The sequence below is a fragment of the Bradyrhizobium sp. 179 genome, assembly GCF_023073535.1.
Lineage (GTDB): Bacteria > Pseudomonadota > Alphaproteobacteria > Rhizobiales > Xanthobacteraceae > Bradyrhizobium.
In genome coordinates, this window is sequence record NZ_JADPJR010000038.1 from 1 (window position 1) to 18386 (window position 18386).

Genomic DNA, 18386 nt, shown 5'->3' on the forward strand with positions numbered 1-18386 from the left:
GGATTGGGCCCATCACTCGCGTTGAAGCTCATAGGCGAGTGCGGCACGGATCTGAAGGCTTGGCCGACCGCCAAGCATTTCACCTCCTGGCTCTGCCTCTCTATTGAGACGCCGGCGGCGCCGGGCTTTTGCGCTAACAGTAACATGAAGCGTGTCGAATGCGGCTACGGGCCAACATCGCTTGGTCAAAAACCGATACAATACTCCTCACCAGAGTAGGTAGTATCTCGATCTTTGTTCAGGGGGTATACGATCGTAGCTAATCGGAACGCGTCTATTGCTCCTGTCGAGATGAAGTTGCTTGTTTTCTTCTTCCCCCTCATCCAGAAGGTGTCTAAGCATGACCTCATCAAAGTTGGCGCAAGCTCAGCTGCGAGAACGTGTCGCAAGCGCGTTACGCGAAATAGAGGCGATGGAATTCGCATATGAGGCCACCACGATCGGAAAGTTGGTTTCAAGTCGCGCAAGAACACACGGCTCAAGGATCGCAATTGACGTCTTTGACCGCGGCGAACGCGCGAGCTACTCCGAGATGGATGGATCGTCCAACAAGTATGCCAATGCGCTGCGTGCGTTCGGCGTGCGCAAGGGCGATCGCATTGCGGTGATGCTACCCAATCGGATCGAATTTCCGATCCTTTGGTTTGCGATTGCGAAGCTCGGTGCGGTGATGGTTCCGATCAATATACGGTACATTCCGAGGGAAATCGCGTATGTTCTGAGCGATACGCAGGCTAAGTTCGCCGTCGTTGACGAGTCAGTATGGTCAGTCTTCTCGGCGATCGAGCCTTGGCCGGACAGCCTTGCCACAGAGGGAGTGATTTCGGTTGGACATGCGTCCGACAGGAGGGCGACCGGACTTGATGAGCTGCTCCGCGGCGTCGGCGACGGTGTGGTGGAGGAGGATATAGGGCCCGAGGACCTGGTGAACATTCAATATACGTCAGGAACAACAGGCTTTCCAAAGGGCTGCATGTTAACACACAACTATTGGGCTATGTACGCATACCAAGGAGCGTGTTGGGAACAGCCGTACCGGACATATCTTTCTGCGCAGCCCTTCTTCTATGTTGATCCGCCCGCCCATCTTCTGAAGTCGTATCGACAGGGCGGCACGCTGTACTTGGCTCCGCAACTCAGCTCGACGCGCTTCCTAGGTTGGGTTAAGCAGTATCGCATCGAGTGGTGTCAGTTTCCCCAATTGGTCGCGCGGCAAGCCGAGGCAGCCGACGCGGATGGGGCGACATGCCTGAAGCAGATCCTGAATTGGGGCTGGAGCCCTGAGACGATACGCCAATTTCGGAGACGTTTTCGAGTGCGCACTGAGGAAGCGTACGGGATGACCGAAATCGGCTTCGGCACACGAATGACGAACCAGCTCGATGAACTGGCCGAATCGGGTTCGGTGGGGATTCGCGCGCCTTTTCGAACGCTGCGGTTAATTAACGAGGATGGCAGCCCCACGCCGATCGGCGACGTCGGCGAATTGTGGGTGACGGGGCGCGGGATCTTCAATGGCTATTGGAATAAGCCGGAAGCAAATGCCGGCTTGTTTGAAGGCGAATGGTTCAAGACCGGCGATCTGATGCGCCGCGATGAGCTCGGCTTTCATTGGCTGGTGGGGCGCACCAAGGATATGATTCGACGCTCGAGCGAGAATATCGCTGCGCGCGAAGTGGAGACAATCATTCGAGAGATTCCCGAGATTGCGGATGTGGCCGCCGTTCCCGTTGGCGATGTAAAGCGCGGTGAGGAGGTTAAGATTTGCGTCGAGCTGATTGAAGGCATCACGCCTGACAATCTGGTCGTACAGCGCATTCTCAATCATGCTCGCGCGAACCTTGCTGCGTTCAAGGTGCCGCGGTACATAGCGTTCACTCCAGCGCTTCCTAGAGCCGCTACCAGCAATAAGGTGCTCAAGCGTGAGCTGACTTCCGTAAGCGACCCGCTTGCCGGAGTCTACGATGCGGATGAGAAGCGCTGGCGATGAAGCTGCCGGATTCTACCGGCACCTGGCGGACTGGCGTGGAGTAGAGCTAGGTTTAAGGATCGACGTAAATCCTGCAGCTGTTGCCCTGATGCGACGGACGTTCTTCTCGATACGGTCAGCGCACGAGCGGAGGTTCGGCGTGCAGTCTCGCAGTTCGTGTCCAGGAGAGCGAGCCCATATCGCCGCACATCTGCCGTCATCCCCTAACCATGAAGCTTCTCCGATTAGGCGTGGACCTCCTCACGCTTCAGGGGTGGCTTGGCCATGCTCGGTCGCCACAACCCGCCAGCGCTAGGGGGCGCTGATGTCGAGATGATGCGCTGAGGACTCGTGAGGGCTGGCGCCTCACGCAACCGGGGGCGCGCGTCCGGCCGAATGACGCCGTCCTACAGCTCCTTGACAGCATCTGACTATTTTGTGGCATAAGGATCCAGCCGTAGTCGGCCTTTCTAGCGTTAGCGCGCCCCCGTCACATAGTCTCGTCCGACACATAACAGCAGGGCTAGACTAAGCATCTCCTGCACCTTCGCAGCACGAACATTCGGGGCCGCACCTTGTGGTAGCGACTTAGATCTTCGTACGGTCATCGTGACGTCCATATTGCGCGGATGACCCCGCAGTTGGTCTCTTCATCTATCGCCGCGTCTTCAGAGCTGACCAAAAAGGGGTGATTGATTTCAGGGGCTACGATTGTTGTATTTGCAAAGATTTCGAGGGAGGGCACGATGCCGTGGACCGAAATCAATCGTATCAAGTATCAACGGAGTGGGCCGCGTTACGCAAGCGACCTGATGCGGAGTGGGCGCTGATTGCTCGGCAGATGCGGCCGCGACGGAGGCGGCTCGGACGACTCCCTCAGTCGATTTGCGCGAGGTCGTGCGTGCGATTTTCTACATTCCGTCCAACGGTTGCCAATGGAGCGCCTTGCCGAGCGAGTTCCCACCGCACTCGACGGTTCATGTCTAATTTATGGTTGGCGCGACACTCGCAGATTGTACCAGCTCGTCAGAAGCTTGGTTCGCGGGTGCGGAAAAGGTGGACGGTAAGCCCGAGTCGACGGCAGCCATCATCGGCGGCCAAACTGCTTCGACAACGCAGGCCGGTGGCCGCGCCGTTTTGATCCCTGGCAAGCGCCTCTATGGGCGCAAGCGGCACATCGTCAGGAGACCAATGGTCTTTCTCCTGATGGACCATGTGCATCCTGCAAACGTTTAGGATGTTCATGGTGCTTTTCCCTTGCTGGACCACTTGCGAGACCGCTTCCCTAGGCTCGAGTATGTTTTTGCGGATGGGGTTTGTCGTGGCTCACTAACGCACTCTCCCACTGGGACGTTGACAATCGAGATTGTCGGGCGACGGCTTCGGGGCAAAGGCGTCTTGCCCAGACGATGGGTGGTCGAACGCACCCTTTTCGTGGTTCGGCCGTTGGCCGTCTAACCAAAGACCGAAGTTGCCTGGCTTCTCGTCGCCCATGTCGGGCTCCTAACACCGCCTCGCAGCCACGTGAAGAGCTTGCTTGCCATTTTTGCGTCAGACTCTCGGGACCACGACGATCGCCGATCGCACTGAGAGTTCCTAAGGGCACATTCCACAACTACTGGTGCGAAAGGGCGGCTGCGAAGCTTCGCGCATCGGCAATTCGCCTCGTTCTCGAAAGTGTCGTCGTCATCTCAAATCTGCCAGCGCGTCGCCCCGTGTTTGCTCGACCTCCCTCACCTGAGCGCCCGGCAGCAGATTCTCCACGCGCGTTCACTCAGCTCCCAGCGCACATGATGCCCCGACGGACCTCAAGCACTCAGGTCGACTGATGGCTAACCGGTGAACTGTCCAAATGGACCTCCTTTTTGCTGCCCAATCCCAACCCAAACTCCAGTCCAATTAGCCGCCAGGTATCGGCTAGGCACTTGCTGCCGCACTAGTCGTCAATCGGTGTTCAGCGCTGGGCGTCGGGTCGAGGCCTCCCAGCGCTGGTATGAGCGGCTGCAGAAACTCACGTCCCTAATCCCAATCCTCCTCGTCGCATTGCGAGATCCGGTTTTCCGAAATGATCTGTCCTGTCGGGGAAGTAATGTCAATCAGTATGTCAGAACCTCCTAGACTTCCTTGAGTAGGTGGCACGGGCAAGAATGCTGCCGGCAAATGTTAATCAGAACTACCCTAAGTTGGTGACGAACGGAATCGGAGGGGCGGCATATCGTGGGGTGTTTGACGCCTCAACCTCTACACCGAAGGAGCGATATGCGGTGAAGATAACTGTTTCAGTCAGGAAACGTCACTCCAACCGCACGTGCGTGATTGCGAGGCGGACGCCGCCGATCCCGGGCCGGATCTGGTTCTCTCCGCGATCCTGTCACGCTACATCCACTGTTCGAAGTCCATCGAGATGCTGCTGCCGATCTTTTACCTGAGACGACTTCTCGGAGGTGCTGGCTGCGCTGCTTGGCCGCGACGCTGACTGGTTGTCCGCATCCGCCATCGCTCAGCCAATGGTGGGCTTGCCGAGCACACCGCGCGGCAGAAGCGCGACCTGGCGAAGCGCTACGTTTACATCTGGGCAAATGGCATCTATCGTAGAGCGCGGCTCGACAATGAAAAGCAGTGTATTTCTCGGGGTCGGCGCGACGCCGGAAGTCCGCAAGGAATTGGTCGTCTTCACGGATGTTGCCTGCGAGAGGGCGCACGACTGGCGCGATCTGCTGCTTGATCTGAAGCGGCGCGAGCTCGAGGTGGCCAGAAAGCCGCCGGCGAGGTGTGGCCGAAAACACGCGAGCAACGCTGCGGGGTGCACAAAGACTCCGAAGTGCTCGCCAAGCTACCGAAGAGCCAGCAGCCGAAAGCCAGCCGCACGTTGCAGGGATTTGGATGGCTGGAACGAAGGTCACCGCCGGAGTTCGCGTTCGACCCTTTCATCAAGAGCTACGCGCCGGAAATACGAAGGCGGCCGACTGCCTGAGCTAGGATAGAGTCACTGCTTGCCTTCTACGACTTCCGGGCCGAGCACGGGAAACGCTTGCGGACGACGAACCCATCGACTGCACTTTCGCCACAGTGGTCCAACGCTCCAGCCGATCAAAGGGTTGTCTGTCGAACCGAACCGCCCTCGACATGGCTTTGAAACTGGTCGAAGGCGCCGCTTCGGTCTCAATGGTCATAGCCAATTCCAAAACTCGTTTGGTGCGACCTTCAAGACGGCATTGCCGGATCGACGGACCGTCAGCCTACAACCGCCGTCGGACCGCGCCCGCCACTACCAAAATCTTGCGACAGCTCGCTTCATCAGATACCGGAGCGGAGCTCTTCACCAGAGTAGGTAGTATCTCGCCGCATGGCTATTGCCTTATCGTCGTTTGGAAGTCGCAGCCTAGATGATGCAGCCCAGAAACCCAAGGGCGCAATTCGTCAAAATAGGAACAAGGTACAATGACAGCATTAGTAAATCTGTTGCAGGTCTCGCGTTTCCTTCAATTCTATGACGCAGCTGCCGCCCAAAAGGGGATCAAGCTTTCGATAGGATTCGATTTTCATGAATATGTTTCGATCACACGGAAAACTCCGACAAAAGGGCGGACATATCCAATCTTTCGGCCGGATCGCTCGCCAATCGAGCCGGGCGACGGGTATTGGGTGATAGGTGTCGATAAAAATAATGAAGTTGCGCTTGTAGAGGCCGCGCGACTGTATGATCTTTCACACAGCAACCTTGCAGAGCATCTTGAATCGTTGAAGGCTTTTTACGCTGACCCGACCAAACATGCACATCCACAAGACCGATGCACTTGCACTGCGCCAAGCGCGCGGAAAATTACGGGTAAAGTTGTCTTCCACGGAGACGTTTGGGTGCGCAAAGACTTTAGGGGACAAGGTATCCCAAAGATTATGACAGGAATTGTACGCGGGATATCTTTCGCAATGTGGGCTCCCGATTTCATATTTGGGCTTGCACCGCGCTGGTCGCGCGATAAGGGGGTCTACCTTACGGCGCACTATGAGCCAGGCGGATCGAAGCTAGAACTCATAGAAGAGAATATTGTAGACGACGATTGGCTCATCTGGTTAGCGGGCGATGAACTGAGGGGCCTTGTTAATGGTCATAACATAGCTTCGTAATTTTCCCCTGTCAGGTCGAGCGCTGACGATCACGGGCAGCTCCCACGTAGCTCGCGCATCACGATATTTTACAGAATTGGCGGTTCGAGGTGCCCCCTCGAGCAGAGGTGGTGGGGGCGCTACACCGCGCTTCGAGAATAGCCGAGGCGCTATGTAAGCTGATAACGTTGGGCGCTCAAGACTGTGAGCTTCTGCCGATTGATGGACACCGAGATTAGGTGTTTCATGAACACGGAAGTGCGCGATGAAGAGACGGAAGCTCAGTCGTGAGTTTCAATATCGGGGCAGCCAGGCCGGTTAGGGAGCGTGGCGTTTCGGTGGCGCAGACCGGGCGCGACCTGGAATGTTCATGAGAACGTTCCGCGCAAATGCGTGAAAGAGTTCGGCTTGCAGGCCTTTCCCGGGCACGGGCAGACGAAGCCGGAGCAGCAGGCCGGCGATGCATTGGCCGAAATCAACGACCTTGACGCTGAAGGGTGGAAGGGTTGATTACTGCATCCTCCGTAACGAATCAATCGTTTGTCCGGATGGTGCTTCACAACTGTGCCGTTCATAAAGACCATTGCTTTTCCTGGCGCGCATCACCTCGGTTCATCATCACGACTCTGGGGCATATACTCGTTATTCATGAGCAACGGAGTCCATCATGCGGCAGAGGCCAGCGATGTCATGGACAGGAACGCTTGTCATGCGCCGGATTGCCGGAGAGATCGGTGAGAAAGCCGTGCACTCGAACACGATCAAAGCTGTCTCTGGATTGGCGGCAAGGAGACGGGAGACGCAAATGGTGCCACGTCCACCCAAGCTCCCTCGACGGTTTCCGACATGAATTCAAAACGCAAACCTCGACGGCTGGAGGATCGAGCCACGCCGCGAGGAGAGGGGGTCTGCCCCCTTTCTAATTTAGGTCGCGAATTCCAAGAGCACGAGAATTGTTCCATCAATGATCTCCGGAGTAATAGCTGGTTGTCACAGTACCTCCGTTGGAAAACTAGTGAGAATGTGAAGCAGCCCGCGATTGCCCTGCCGCGTGCCTGTGAAACTCATGAGCGGCCAGGAGCTGAGAACGTTGGAGCACCATCTGGCGGCTCCACCGATCGCTCGGCTCTGTGCGTTTGAGCGTCTTCACGTGGTATGTCATCAATGAGCTCCTTCTCCGCTCTCGATTCGCGTTGGTCCTTTGACGCTCGCAACGGCTGATCGAAGCTCTCCTTGAGCACGGCTCCAGCCGTTGCCGAGATCACGCAAAGCGGCGGCCGCTCGCTCGATGCCACTCTCCAGCTCCTCCAGCGACGCCGCGATGGCATCGGGCGCGGGTCCTCCCCCCGCCCGAGCCGTTCGCGCGATGACTTCCGGGGGCGGTGACGTGTCTAAGTTGAGCACTCCGAGCGCCAAGAGGCTCGGTGCGCCCCCCTCGATTGCTGTGTTAACCAACCGCCCCACCTCATTGTGGGCGGAACGAAAATCGAGATCGCCACCGAGCGTGAGGCGAGTCGCCGTTTCCATGGCATTCACGAAGGACCTGTCGAGCATCGCGGTCGCTGCATCTTCGTTGACGATCAAGTCCGAGAAACATAATCGGATGAGGCGCGCCGCCCCAATGGAATGGGCGATCCCAGGCCAGACATTGCGCGTAGCCTCCGTTCCGACCGCGACGCAGTTGGTGAACGGCGTGCTATGCATGGCCGTGACTGCCGCTACGAAACAGCCAATGATCCCGCCTGCTTTCCCTTGGACCTGCTCGAGGAGGAAGGGGTTGCGCTTGTGAGGCATTGCGGAGCTAGATCCAACTAGTTCGTCTGGTAGGGTAGCCAATGCTCCATCTCCGACCCATAGCAGCAACGTCTCGGCGATGCGGCTAAGAGATGATCCTAGGATCGTGCAAGCTGCCAGCAGGCGAAGAACCAGATCCCGAGAGGCAACGCTGTCGATTGAGTTAAGTGGTGGCCCCGAGAAGCCGAGCAGCCTGGCCGTCAATTCCGGAAGGATGGGCAAGGTGGTTCCCCCCCCGACGCCCGCCCCGAGACAGGAGAGGTTGAGAATCGGATGCACCGCCAGAAGCGCATCCAGATCGCGCGCGAGCGTGCGGGCGAAGGCCGTCAGGTGGTGTGCGAAAGTGGACGGCAATGCAGGTTGGCGATGGGTGTGCAGCGGGAAGACAGTCTGAAGGTTTTTGCGGGCTAGATCGCACAGCAATTGCAGAAGCTTTAGTAGCTCGTTTGCCAGTTCCTGATACGGCGTTCTCAACTTGAGCTTCAGAAGGGTGGCATTGATATCGTTCCGGCTCCGGCCAAGATGTAGGTTGCTGGCCTCGTTGCCAATCACTGAACGGAGGTGATCCTCATAGGCGAGATAAGAGCCGCGGGGGGAAGGGCGACCTGCAACGCTCTGAAAGTTCTCAGCTTGCAGTTTGTCGAGTTCGGTCAGCACTTTTCGGGCGAGATCGCGGTCGATCAATTCGACTCGCTCAAGCATGATGGCCTGGGCTCGATCGATATCGGCGTAGAAAGGTAGTTCGTCCTTCGCTGCACGCTGTAGATCACGGTCGAAAACGATCGCGCTGGCTTCAGGATGAAGAGTCGATTTGATGCGGCCTGTGCTTTGCAACTGTATCTCCTCATGCGCCAAGGATGAAAGCGACGGCAGCTTCGGCGCGCCGTGCAACAGCAGTAGGGTCGTCGCCAACTGCAATGACGTGACCGACCCGATCGCGGAAATCGTTGCAGCGCCTGAACTCTAATGGGGGAGTATGGTACAGTACGAATTCCGCCAGTCTGAAGCGATCGACGAGATCCTCGCATTGAGGAAGGGCAAAGGTGCCTTCACGCTCCGGCACGATGAATCGTATTGAGCCGTGATCGCCTCCCCTCAAAGGGAGGGAGGACATTCCGAGCAGGCTACGGAGGACCGCGAGGACCGGGTCAAAACCTGTTGTGTAACGAAAAAGGGTGGGAATCGAACCGCCAGCAAGGCGTGGATTGACCTCGATTATCGTGACACAATCCTCGCCCACCCGGAGTTCGACATGAGCTGGTCCTTTCACGTGTTCCAGAACTTGGATGGCACGAAGCGCCTCATTTTCGATCTTCGCGAGCAACCTGGACGAGATCGGTGCCGGAACATCATGTCCGATCTCAACGAAATGCGGCAAAGGCCCAAGGTGTTTCCGCGTTAGACCGAGGATCTTGTTATCTAGGACCTCGACGGAATACTCCTCGCCGGCGACGTACGACATCAGAAGAGCACCCGGCTGGATAGCGCGCCCACGTACGTCATTCGTAGTCCCGAGTAGCTTGCGCAAAGCGCCAGTGGCGCTTGTTTCGGTGTCCACGAAGGTGACGCCGATGCTGCCGGTCCCGCTGATCGGCTTGGCTACTGCAGGCAGCCCGATTTGCTTGATCGCGTCGCTGATATCGCACTCCGCTCGCACTATCGCGCTATAGGGCACGCAGATACCTGCCGCCCTCAGGACCGTGGCTTGGCGATCTTTAGCTTGACAAAGTGCGATTGCATTTGGATCCGGACCGGTAAGCCCCCGCCGCTTGGCTTCCAACGCTGCCGTGTAAAGGTAGAAATCGCTGGAAGTTGTTAGCAGCGCAATCCGCATGTCCGTCGCGACGCTATCGATTACAGCTCTAACATCGGTTTCTGAAGACGTGTCGCATGTGCGTAGTTCGAGGCCCACAATGCGACTTAGAAAGGCATAACGTTCGGGTGAGGCTGTAACAAAGACTGGAACGAGCCCAAGTGCTTGCGCGCGCAGAATGAAGTCGGCACCCGAGCCTGTGGTGTTGGATTCGATGAAGATCGCAGCTGAGTTGGTCAATTCTGTATGCTTCAGTTGGGGGGAAGATTAATCACCCACTACATCGGTCAGCGAGCGACGGCTCCAGTTGAATCGGCACCAGCCGCTATCAGCATGAAGCGGGTGACGGACAAGAACAGGCCCGGTGGCGGCGAGCGCGGCCTGATAACCATTGGCGCGCATCCACGTGGGATGGTAAACGTTGTGCTCGTAGCGACTGCTGTCGTCGGGAAAGACCGCGAGCACCTTACTTTTGGTGAAGCGCTGGGCGTACCATTTAGCGACGAGATAGGCCGCTCCGCTCGTAGGCCCGCGCTTTAAGGAAGTCTCGCGGTGAAGTCGGTGCGCAGCCTGGTATGCCTCGTTTGCGCCGAGCCAATGGATTTCATCGAAGGCCTCGTGAAGCAAGTTGCCTGGGAGAATGCTGTTGCCGAGCCCCCGCAAATCACGTCGGCTCGCCGGTTGGCCGAACAAGACACTCCCAAAGGTGTCGATCCCGATGAGTTTCATTTCGGGAAAGAATGCTCGGCAATAGTGCGCAAGGCCACAGGAGGAACCTCCGGAGCCCACAGTTGCGACTAGGACGTCGATCTTGCCGAAATGCCGGATCGCTTCCTCGGCCGGGCGCGCATACGAAAAACGATTGCCGAGGTTGTCGTACTGTCGTGACCAGGTAGCTCCCGTCCGATCCATAAAGTCGAGGAGCGCCTTTTTACGGAGCTGCTGGACGTTTGCGTCGGACGCTGTCGCCTCGACGAGGTGAACTTCAGCGCCCAACTCCTCGATGGTGCGTTTAAGGGGAGGCTCGATGGCGCGGTCGCCGAAGATGTGTAGCTTGAGCGAGAACTGCATGCAAACGATGGCGAGACCGAGAGCCATCGTTCCGCTCGACGTTTCGACAATCGTCGTGTCGGGGCCGATTGCGCCATCGCGAAGGCCTGATTCGATGATGTTGAAGGCAGGAAATACCTTCATGACTCTGAAATCGATCGCGGCCAGGTTTTCGGGCCGCAGTGGAACGATTTTGAGAGGCGCATGGGCGTCGATGGTGTCGAAGAGCGAGGGCGCCATCATCCATCCTCAATACGGGGTCGAAAATGTGCAGCGGATATCGAAGCCAAGGCGGCCGATCGCGGCTTTAGCCTCATCCATTCGACTGCGAAAGTCGGCTAAATGCGGGTCGAAGATCAAGCCGGCGACCGTGCCGCTATGCGCGACGACAATACCAGCGGATCCGGTGTCTTCCTTGATGCGGAGGAGTTGGTCAAATTTCGGCTTCTTGAGCGGATTCTGCAGCGCGGTCTCGCTCTGTATCGCGGAGAAAGTCGCCACCCGGCCGGCGAGTGTGACGCTCTGCTCTGCAATTGCACGCTCCAGGACGGCCAATGCGCACCCGAAGGCGGCGATCTGATCACGTGAGTAGCGCGCTCGCGGCAGGCGGTCAGTTCCAATCCCTCCATTGGCCGCGCCTGTGTCAAATCCCAAAATGTACATTTGCGGGAGAGGACCGTTGAACAGCTGGACAACTTCGCCCATTCGTTGAGCGAAAAGAATGGTGCTGCTTGTGCAATCGAACATCAGGGAGTCGCATGCATGCTCGGCCGCCACCGCAAGCTTCGCTTGGAGATGGGGCGCCATAAGCACCGGCGATCCTCGATAGGCTGCGACGCATTTAGCGATCGCACGGATAGAGGCCACCACGCCGCTCGTGGACGAGCCCATGCCGGCGCCTTCCGGAACAAACGTCCTGACCTCAAGAGTGGCCGCCATATTGCTCAATCCAAAGGCATTGAGGGCAAGCCGAGCGGCAAGCTCACATTTGTAGAAATGATTGGGGGTCACTTGGATGCCGGTACGACCGACTTGAGGCACAAAGTTCCCCATGCGGCTCGGCTCCAACGTCGCTCGGGCTTCCGACCCATCGGCGTGCGGCATGTGAACTGAAACGAGTCCGCGCACCGTGCGGTGGTGCCCCCCTTTCGCGAGGACGAAAGCTCCCTGGAGCAGCTCGCCGAAATGGGGGTGGCAGGTCGCCACCCCGCATGGCTTCGAGAGCGAGTAAGAGCTAGCAATCCTACCGTTTCCTTGAGCTCTCGTAAGCACCTCCGTCATATTGTTCCTCTCCCGCGGCCACGCGACCGAGCAGCAAGGGACTTGCGTTGAAGATGGCATAGAAGCCGATGAAGGCGGTCTCTCATCCTGCGATGTCCGTATATGAAAAACCCATCGAAGCCAGCCCAGGGCTTGAGCTATCACTATCTATTAGCCGGGTAGATGGAGACCACGCTTCATCACGCTGAGCAAAAATGATACCTTTGAATTCACAATTCTGGGCCATGAGCGTGTCGGGCCTTTTTAGTGGCCGCATGCTTCGCTTAGCAGCATACCGGGCTGACTTACTGAACTAGGAGCACCACATTTAGCGAGGCGTCCAGATGTGCGCACCTACCAACAGAGGGAGTTCGCCCGTTCAAATCACGTCTCCTCAGGGCCATAGCGGCACGTCCGGTGAGCACCGGTGTTGCCTGGCTCTCAGGTGCCGGTATTCAACTTTGAGAAGTGCATGGTTGGATCGAAGCCCGTGGCCTGGCCCCCAAGTGTTATCCTGTTCTGAGTTCGCCCCGGTCGTTGGATTTGCCTGGTTGGGCGGTGGAAGTGACGGCAGTTGGCGCGGAGCCTTCGACATAGCGCAGTGCCGGATCCCGGCGCGGATGACAGTAAGCGAACTCCGACGGGATTTTCCATCCGAGCTGCGAGTCTGGTCGTGGGTTGTTGTAATCGGCCCGCCAGCATTCAAGCGTGACGCGGACCGGGGCCAGCGACGTGAACAGCGTTTCCTTCAACAATTCATCCTGCAACCGGCCGTCGAAACTCTCGATGAAGGCGTGCTGCATGGCTTCCGCGGCGCGATGTAGTGCGATGCGATGCGGATCTGGTCGGCTCAAGTCAGGATGGCATTACTTGTGAACTCGTTACCGTTGTCGCTAACCACCATTCGGGTTTGCTCGGCTCTATCACCAGCCCGTCCAATTCCCGGCCACCCGGCTCCCCGAGAGCGAGGTGTCGGCCACAAGCGCCAGGCACGCGAGGTGCAATCATCGACCCCTGTCAGAATGCGGAAGCAGCGGCCGTCGGTGAGCTGATCCGAGACCAAGTCGAGCGACTATCGGTCGTTCGGCCCTGTCGGCACTGACATGGGCGTTCGGGTCCGATCGCCCGCTTGCGGCCGCCACGGCGACGAACCGCGAGCCTCTCATCCCGGTAGAGCCGTTTCTTGTGGTTGATCAGATAGCCCTCCCGCTCGAGCAGAACATGCAGGCGCCGATAGCCGAAGCGACGGCGCTCTTGGGCGATCGCCCTCATGCGTTGGCCCAGGGCGGCATCATCTGCCCGGAAGGTCTGGTATTTGATGGTCATGCGGCATCAGCCGATTGGCTTTACACGCCCGCCGTTCGGGTGCCGTCTTAGCTCGCGGAACCACCTACCAGGACCGGTAGTTTGCGGATATTTCGGACCAGCCCAATTTAAGTTGCAGCTGCGGTTTGCAACCAACCGCGAGGGCTGAGAATTCGATCGCTCTCGGCAAAAAGAGTAACATTGAGGCACGATGATTGCGTACCTATCTGACCGCCGCCGTGGGGCTCCTGTGTTCCGGCGCAGCGATGGGGGCTTGTGGTGAAAGGACACTATGAGGCGGGAGTAGCGCTCGGACTCTGGGCGATCGTCGGTGATGATGCGAACGGCCAAATTACCCGCCGCACCAAGGATCGAACGGTGGCCACAAAATCCATCGGTAAAGCTCTCGATGCGTTCTCTGACCTCATGTGCAACCTGGAATCTGGCTGAAGATCACGGCTCAATCCCGCAAGCATACACGTTTGTGGGATCCTGCCTGCCTCGATGAGAGTGGTAATCGCAGTTCTCTTGAGACATTGATCGGCAGCGCTCGTGGAGGAACATTTGCTGCCCCACACTCCAGTCGCGGCGCTGCTTTCCGGAGGGCTCGCCTCCGTGTCTTGGCTTTCGAGCTTTCAAGGCACTCGTCGCAAAACCCGACATGCTCTACGTCCTTAAGCGCCTTACCGCATTACCTGGTCATCCGATTGGCATGCACAAGGAAGCCGCGATGTATTTGCTTGCAGGCGGTCGGACACTCTCACAAGGTCCTCCCTGCCGGCGAGTGCCGACGAGATATTCCTTGGATATAGCCGGATCTTCAGGCTTTTCTTCGACCTTCGGCGACAGGCGCTGCTGGCCGCTTTGCCAGATGTCATTGGCGGCCGCGCGCGACGTCATCTCGGCCGTCCCAAGTTCAAAGCGAGCGAATTCGAGTTATTTCTTGCCCCGTACACTTACTTTCCTCAAGCCGAGAAGTTGGTGCTGGCGACGTCAGCATGGAGAAAGGAAATTGTTGATGATGCAGGCCTGATCGATTGGATGAACAATGCCTACCATTCAGGCGGCACCACTCCGGTCGAGCGCATAAGAGCATTCTTTGTACGGCATCATCTACCGGTGCTGCTCGAAATGGTCGACGACACCACAATGGCAGCGAGCGTGAGTCTCGCGTTCCCTTCGCAGACCACCGAGTCGTTGCGCTGGCGCTGCGCATGTCGTTCTCAGAACATCTCCGTTGGAAACATGCCTTCGCCCCTCTTCAGGCGGTCTGCGCTCCGATTGGAATATTTAGCGAAGCGCTCGACGTCTCCAAGGCCGCTCTGCGCAGTCTCTACCGAGATCGTCTGCCCTCAAGCGTGGTCAGGAGAAAAAAGCTTGGGTTTCCGCTGCCTCTAGAAAGTGGGCGACAGACCAAAGCTCGGAGCCGTTTCGGGGCTTAATCTTCAAAGACTCTCCGGCGATCGCTGATTATCTCGATGCTGACGCTCTCCGGCGATGGTATGCGCGTCGCTCTCAAATGGTGAACGATACACTCGAAAAACAACTCTGGCCGATCTGCAATCTGGAGGTCTTCCTTCGTCGCGTTGTGGGGCCTGGTGCGGGAATGTCGCACCGCATAGGGGTAAGACGAGCCGGGTCGGTGTGGACAACGGGAGAATGCCAGCCGCGCGCGCCGGGCGAGAAAACTCGTTTTGACGGACGTGCGCAAGGGACTGGCCTCATGATGGTTGGCTATGCTGCTGTCGAACTCGGTGTATACCGGCGCCGTCGACCGCAGCCTGCTCGATGGCACCATTCGAAACCGACACGGATCGTGGCTATATGTCGGGGCGTTTACCGGCTACCAACTGCCTCAGCGTTTGGGACCGGAAACGCTGGGCCCGTCAGGCCAAGGTTGAGGCTAGCGTAAATCCTGGAAAGCGGAAGCGACATTCGCCATTTTTGAAAGGTCCGGAAGAATGACCGCCTTTTCCCGGCTGGGACCGAACTCGGTCATGCTGGCAAAGCTCGCGTGATCGGTACGCGTGGCAGCATTCTCCTCGTCGGGATCTTTGAGAGGATCATTGCAAAATGCGTGATCGGGGTCGGCCCCGGTCATCACCACTCAGCGAGTCGCTTCGGCCAGATCTCGCTCCTGGAGAATCTGCATAACCTCCATCTCGCCGCCTTGCCGAAGCGCGAGACTTAAGAAGAAGGCCATCATGGCTCACGACAACAAGGGCTGCGAAGCCGCGGCCTTTGAGAGCCAAGGCCAGACCAACTGGTCCGCTGCCGCCGTGAATGGTCGTCGCCTCTCGCCAGATCTCGAGCTCAGCTGTTTGATTCGCCTAATAGCGCTCGTCCAGCGCGAACATGATCATCAGGGAAGATGGTCCACAAGTGAACTTCCTCTCTTGCCGATACAGAGGGATGTTCCTGATCATCTGAGTTGTTGAGTGTTCGACGTCCGGACGCGACATGACGTCTCCTCAGCTGGATGTGAAAGAAGCTGGGTCCCGTCCGGGGCAGGGACTCGCTGATTGTAATGAGGGGGATCGCTGTCCGCGATGACGAACCCTGGTGCGAGAGCGATCCACAAGGGGCATCAAATAATCTGTGCCGAATCCCACCATATTGCCCAAGCTGGACATGCGCGGTTGTATCCCCCGGCCCCAGAAAGCTCGGGGTGCTTTCCAGGAGAACCGTCTCGGTGAGCCCAAGGGTCATGCCGACCACGATGGTCGGTGCACAGGCAGGCAGAATATGCCTTGCGTAGATATGAACCCGCGAAGCGTTATAGGTCCGGCGTTACATGGCGCCGATTGCGGGTCGTCAAAGCAAGGCCTCTCGCGATGCGGGCGTGGCGTTCTCAACCGTGCAAGCCCACAAGACAGACAAAGGTGCCAGCGAATTGCGAAATCGTTGTGACAAGAAGTGCGGTCATCAAGAACGGCACAGCAGTTTGCACATCGACGAAATGCCATGACTCCCTCGTCGATCAGTCCGCCACGCTCGGCAGCGAGGAGGCCGAACGAAACGCCCAGCAGGGTACTGATGAAGATCCCGCCCACCGCAACGAGCATGCTGATCTGGATCGAATATATCAAGCGAGCCAGGTCGTCCCGACCGAGCTCGTCAATGCCCAACAAATGGTCCAGCCTGCCGCCGAAGAATGTTGGCGGCGAAAGCCGTGCATCCAAGGAGATCTGTGCTCGATGACAAGCGGAGATCACCTGAGCCAGTGCGGCAATCAACACACTCTCACCAATCCATATCGCCGCACCATAGAGTCCCATTTGAGGCTGCTTGCGAGGGCAGCGTCGAGCTTCGAAGACAAGTCCATTCATACGCCCAGGAGATGCTCATCTATGTCTCTGAGGATTTCGAGCGCGGATCGAGCTGGGTGTAACCGACGGCCAGGTTGGTGATGATCATCCCAGTGCCGGCAAGCAAGACAATTGCCTGCATCACCGGAACATCCCTGTTTGCGACTGAAGTGACGAAGAGGTTTCGTATACCCGGCCTTGAGAAGACTGTCTCGACCACGGTAAGGCGGTTACCGCTCCGTCGATGAAGAAGCCAAGAATTGTCAGGATCGGAGCCCCGCATTGGGCAATACATGGTGGATCAAATATCCGCCAGAACGGAATGCCTGGCGCAAATGCAGCCGCCACATGCCGGCTGTCCAGCGATCCGCGAACGGCGACACGGGTGTAGCGGGCAAGCACGGCGGAGTTTGCGGGCGCCATGGTGACTGCCGGCAGAACCAAGCTGCGCCAGCTCTCCGCACCACGGCGGGGCAACCAATTGAGGTGAATTAAGAACACAAGCATCAGCGCGATCGCCAGGCAGAAGCTGGGAAAGCACAGTCCTACGCCGGATCCGATCGTGCACACACGGCCCATGAAGCTCGACGGAAAGACGCGGCAGCTATTCCTTCCGCAACGCCCGTGACCCTATATTGCGTCCTTGTTCGGGCACTAGGGTCTGTACCTAAATAGCGCCACGTGATTCTCTTGCCTCGGTGTTCTTGATTCGGGGGCGAGAGAATGCGTGCGGGTTTGTTTTGGCTGAATGACAAGCAATGGGCCCGTATCGAACCTCATCTGCCGACGGGGCTGACGGGGCCGGATCGGGACGACGACCGGCGCATCATCAGCGGCATCGTTCACATGCTGCAATCGGGTGCGCGATGGCGTGATTGTCCGCGCGAATACGGTCCTTACACGACGATCTACAATCGCTTCAATCGCTGGGCTAAGCGCGAACGATGGTGCGCAATCTTTGAAGCACTGGCTAAGCCTGGCAAAGATGCCGTCGTGCTGTCGCTCGACTCGACTTCGATCAAAGCTCATCGGTGTGCCTCCGGCGGAAAAGGGGGGAGCACAATCAGGCAATCGGCCGCTCGCGGGGAGGCCGTACGACAAAGATCCATGCGCTGAGCGATCCGCTCTGCCGACCGGTTGTCCTGCATCTGACCCCAGGTCAGGATGCCGACATCGCTGCTGCGCCCGATGTTCTGGCGCTCGCACCACCCATGAGCGGGCTTCTCGCAGACAAAGGGTACGACGGTGACAACCTTCGCGCCGAAATCGCTAGACACGCCGCCAAGCCCGTCATTCCCAATAAATCCAACCGTGTCGTCATCCATCGCTTCAACAAACGCGTCTACAAAGGCCGCAATGTCATCGAACGCTGCTTTGCCGGCTCAAGGACTTCCGGCGCATCGCCACACGATATGACAAGCTCGCCCGGAATTTCTTGGCCGCTGTTCATCTCGCCGCTCTCGTCGCATATTGGCTCAATTGAGTCTGGATAGCACTACTTTGGCAGATTGTCGGATTCCTCTGAATTTTTAGGATTCCCGAATCGATTTTTCAATGATTCATGGGTGGTCGGCTCTTGGAGGGCTGACCATGGCGGAATGGGAAGACGAACTCGAAGGCTGGCTGAAGCCGTTCTTGCAGCGGTTGGGTCATAAGACCCGGCAGCGGATGTGTCCCCTTCGGCGATCGCAAGAGCGTTCAGCCGATGGCAGAACGCCTCGCAACCGGCAACTACGATCAGCTGCACCATTTCATCGCCGATGGTGTCTGGGACGAGTCA

The 18386-nt window shown here is 57.8% G+C and carries 10 protein-coding genes and 8 pseudogenes; 10 read left to right on the forward strand and 8 right to left on the reverse strand.

Annotated elements, in window-relative coordinates:
• The 6 genes and pseudogenes from IVB12_RS09545 to IVB12_RS09570 all read left to right on the forward strand — a co-directional run.
• Positions 1-219: pseudogene (locus IVB12_RS09545) on the forward strand (hypothetical protein); the annotation flags it as partial.
• A 121-nt stretch (positions 220-340) separates the two neighbouring features.
• Positions 341-1990: a class I adenylate-forming enzyme family protein gene (locus IVB12_RS09550; protein WP_247298099.1), complete on the forward strand. Its 1650-nt coding sequence runs from the start codon at positions 341-343 to the stop codon at positions 1988-1990.
• Positions 1991-2715: 725 nt separating this feature from the next.
• Positions 2716-3424: pseudogene (locus tag IVB12_RS09555) on the forward strand (transposase); the annotation flags it as partial.
• An 844-nt stretch (positions 3425-4268) separates the two neighbouring features.
• A pseudogene (locus IVB12_RS09560) lies at positions 4269-5300 on the forward strand (transposase); the annotation flags it as partial.
• Positions 5301-5410: 110 nt separating this feature from the next.
• Positions 5411-6097 carry a hypothetical protein gene (locus IVB12_RS09565; RefSeq protein WP_247298102.1) on the forward strand — a complete coding sequence of 229 codons (687 nt, stop codon included), beginning with the start codon at positions 5411-5413 and terminating at the stop codon, positions 6095-6097.
• A gap of 244 nt (positions 6098-6341) precedes the next feature.
• Positions 6342-6526 (forward strand): annotated as a pseudogene (locus tag IVB12_RS09570) (transposase); the annotation flags it as partial.
• Positions 6527-7237: 711 nt separating this feature from the next.
• Here the strand turns inward: IVB12_RS09570 and IVB12_RS09575 are convergent.
• The 5 genes and pseudogenes from IVB12_RS09575 to IVB12_RS09595 form a co-directional block, all read right to left on the reverse strand.
• Positions 7238-8782: a lyase family protein gene (locus IVB12_RS09575; protein WP_247298105.1), complete on the reverse strand. Its 1545-nt coding sequence runs from the start codon at positions 8780-8782 to the stop codon at positions 7238-7240.
• Complete coding sequence (locus tag IVB12_RS09580) at positions 8715-9923, reverse strand: ATP-grasp domain-containing protein (RefSeq protein WP_247298107.1); 1209 nt, start codon at positions 9921-9923, stop codon at positions 8715-8717. Before IVB12_RS09580 ends, IVB12_RS09575 begins: the two co-directional genes overlap by 68 nt.
• A gap of 27 nt (positions 9924-9950) precedes the next feature.
• The gene (locus tag IVB12_RS09585; protein ID WP_247298110.1) at positions 9951-10976 is read right to left on the reverse strand and encodes a pyridoxal-phosphate dependent enzyme; all 1026 of its coding nucleotides are present in this window, start codon (positions 10974-10976) and stop codon (positions 9951-9953) included.
• Between the two features lie 6 nt (positions 10977-10982).
• Positions 10983-11786, reverse strand: coding sequence for a kinase (locus IVB12_RS09590; protein ID WP_247298113.1), 804 nt, complete (start codon positions 11784-11786; stop codon positions 10983-10985).
• 716 nt (positions 11787-12502) lie between these two features.
• A pseudogene (locus tag IVB12_RS09595) lies at positions 12503-13356 on the reverse strand (integrase core domain-containing protein); the annotation flags it as partial.
• Between the two features lie 221 nt (positions 13357-13577).
• Here IVB12_RS09595 and IVB12_RS09600 point away from each other — a divergent pair.
• Positions 13578-13748 carry a hypothetical protein gene (locus IVB12_RS09600; RefSeq protein ID WP_247298116.1) on the forward strand — a complete coding sequence of 57 codons (171 nt, stop codon included), beginning with the start codon at positions 13578-13580 and terminating at the stop codon, positions 13746-13748.
• A 414-nt stretch (positions 13749-14162) separates the two neighbouring features.
• Positions 14163-14696, forward strand: coding sequence for a hypothetical protein (locus IVB12_RS09605; protein WP_247298119.1), 534 nt, complete (start codon positions 14163-14165; stop codon positions 14694-14696).
• 505 nt (positions 14697-15201) lie between these two features.
• On the opposite strand, the gene IVB12_RS09610 is transcribed toward IVB12_RS09605, so the two are convergent.
• From IVB12_RS09610 to IVB12_RS09620, 3 genes and pseudogenes are all read right to left on the reverse strand, one after another.
• Entirely contained in the window at positions 15202-15399 is a 198-nt protein-coding gene (locus IVB12_RS09610; protein WP_247298122.1) for a hypothetical protein, read from the reverse strand.
• Positions 15362-15613, reverse strand: a pseudogene (locus IVB12_RS09615) (peptidase C39 family protein); the annotation flags it as partial. The gene IVB12_RS09610 and the pseudogene IVB12_RS09615, both read right to left, overlap by 38 nt.
• A 390-nt stretch (positions 15614-16003) precedes the next feature.
• Positions 16004-16576, reverse strand: a complete 573-nt coding sequence (locus tag IVB12_RS09620; protein WP_247298125.1) for a hypothetical protein — start codon at positions 16574-16576, stop codon at positions 16004-16006.
• Between the two features lie 734 nt (positions 16577-17310).
• Between IVB12_RS09620 and IVB12_RS09625 the strand changes: the two are divergent.
• Positions 17311-18089, forward strand: a pseudogene (locus tag IVB12_RS09625) (IS5 family transposase).
• A 71-nt stretch (positions 18090-18160) separates the two neighbouring features.
• A pseudogene (locus IVB12_RS09630) lies at positions 18161-18386 on the forward strand (transposase); the annotation flags it as partial.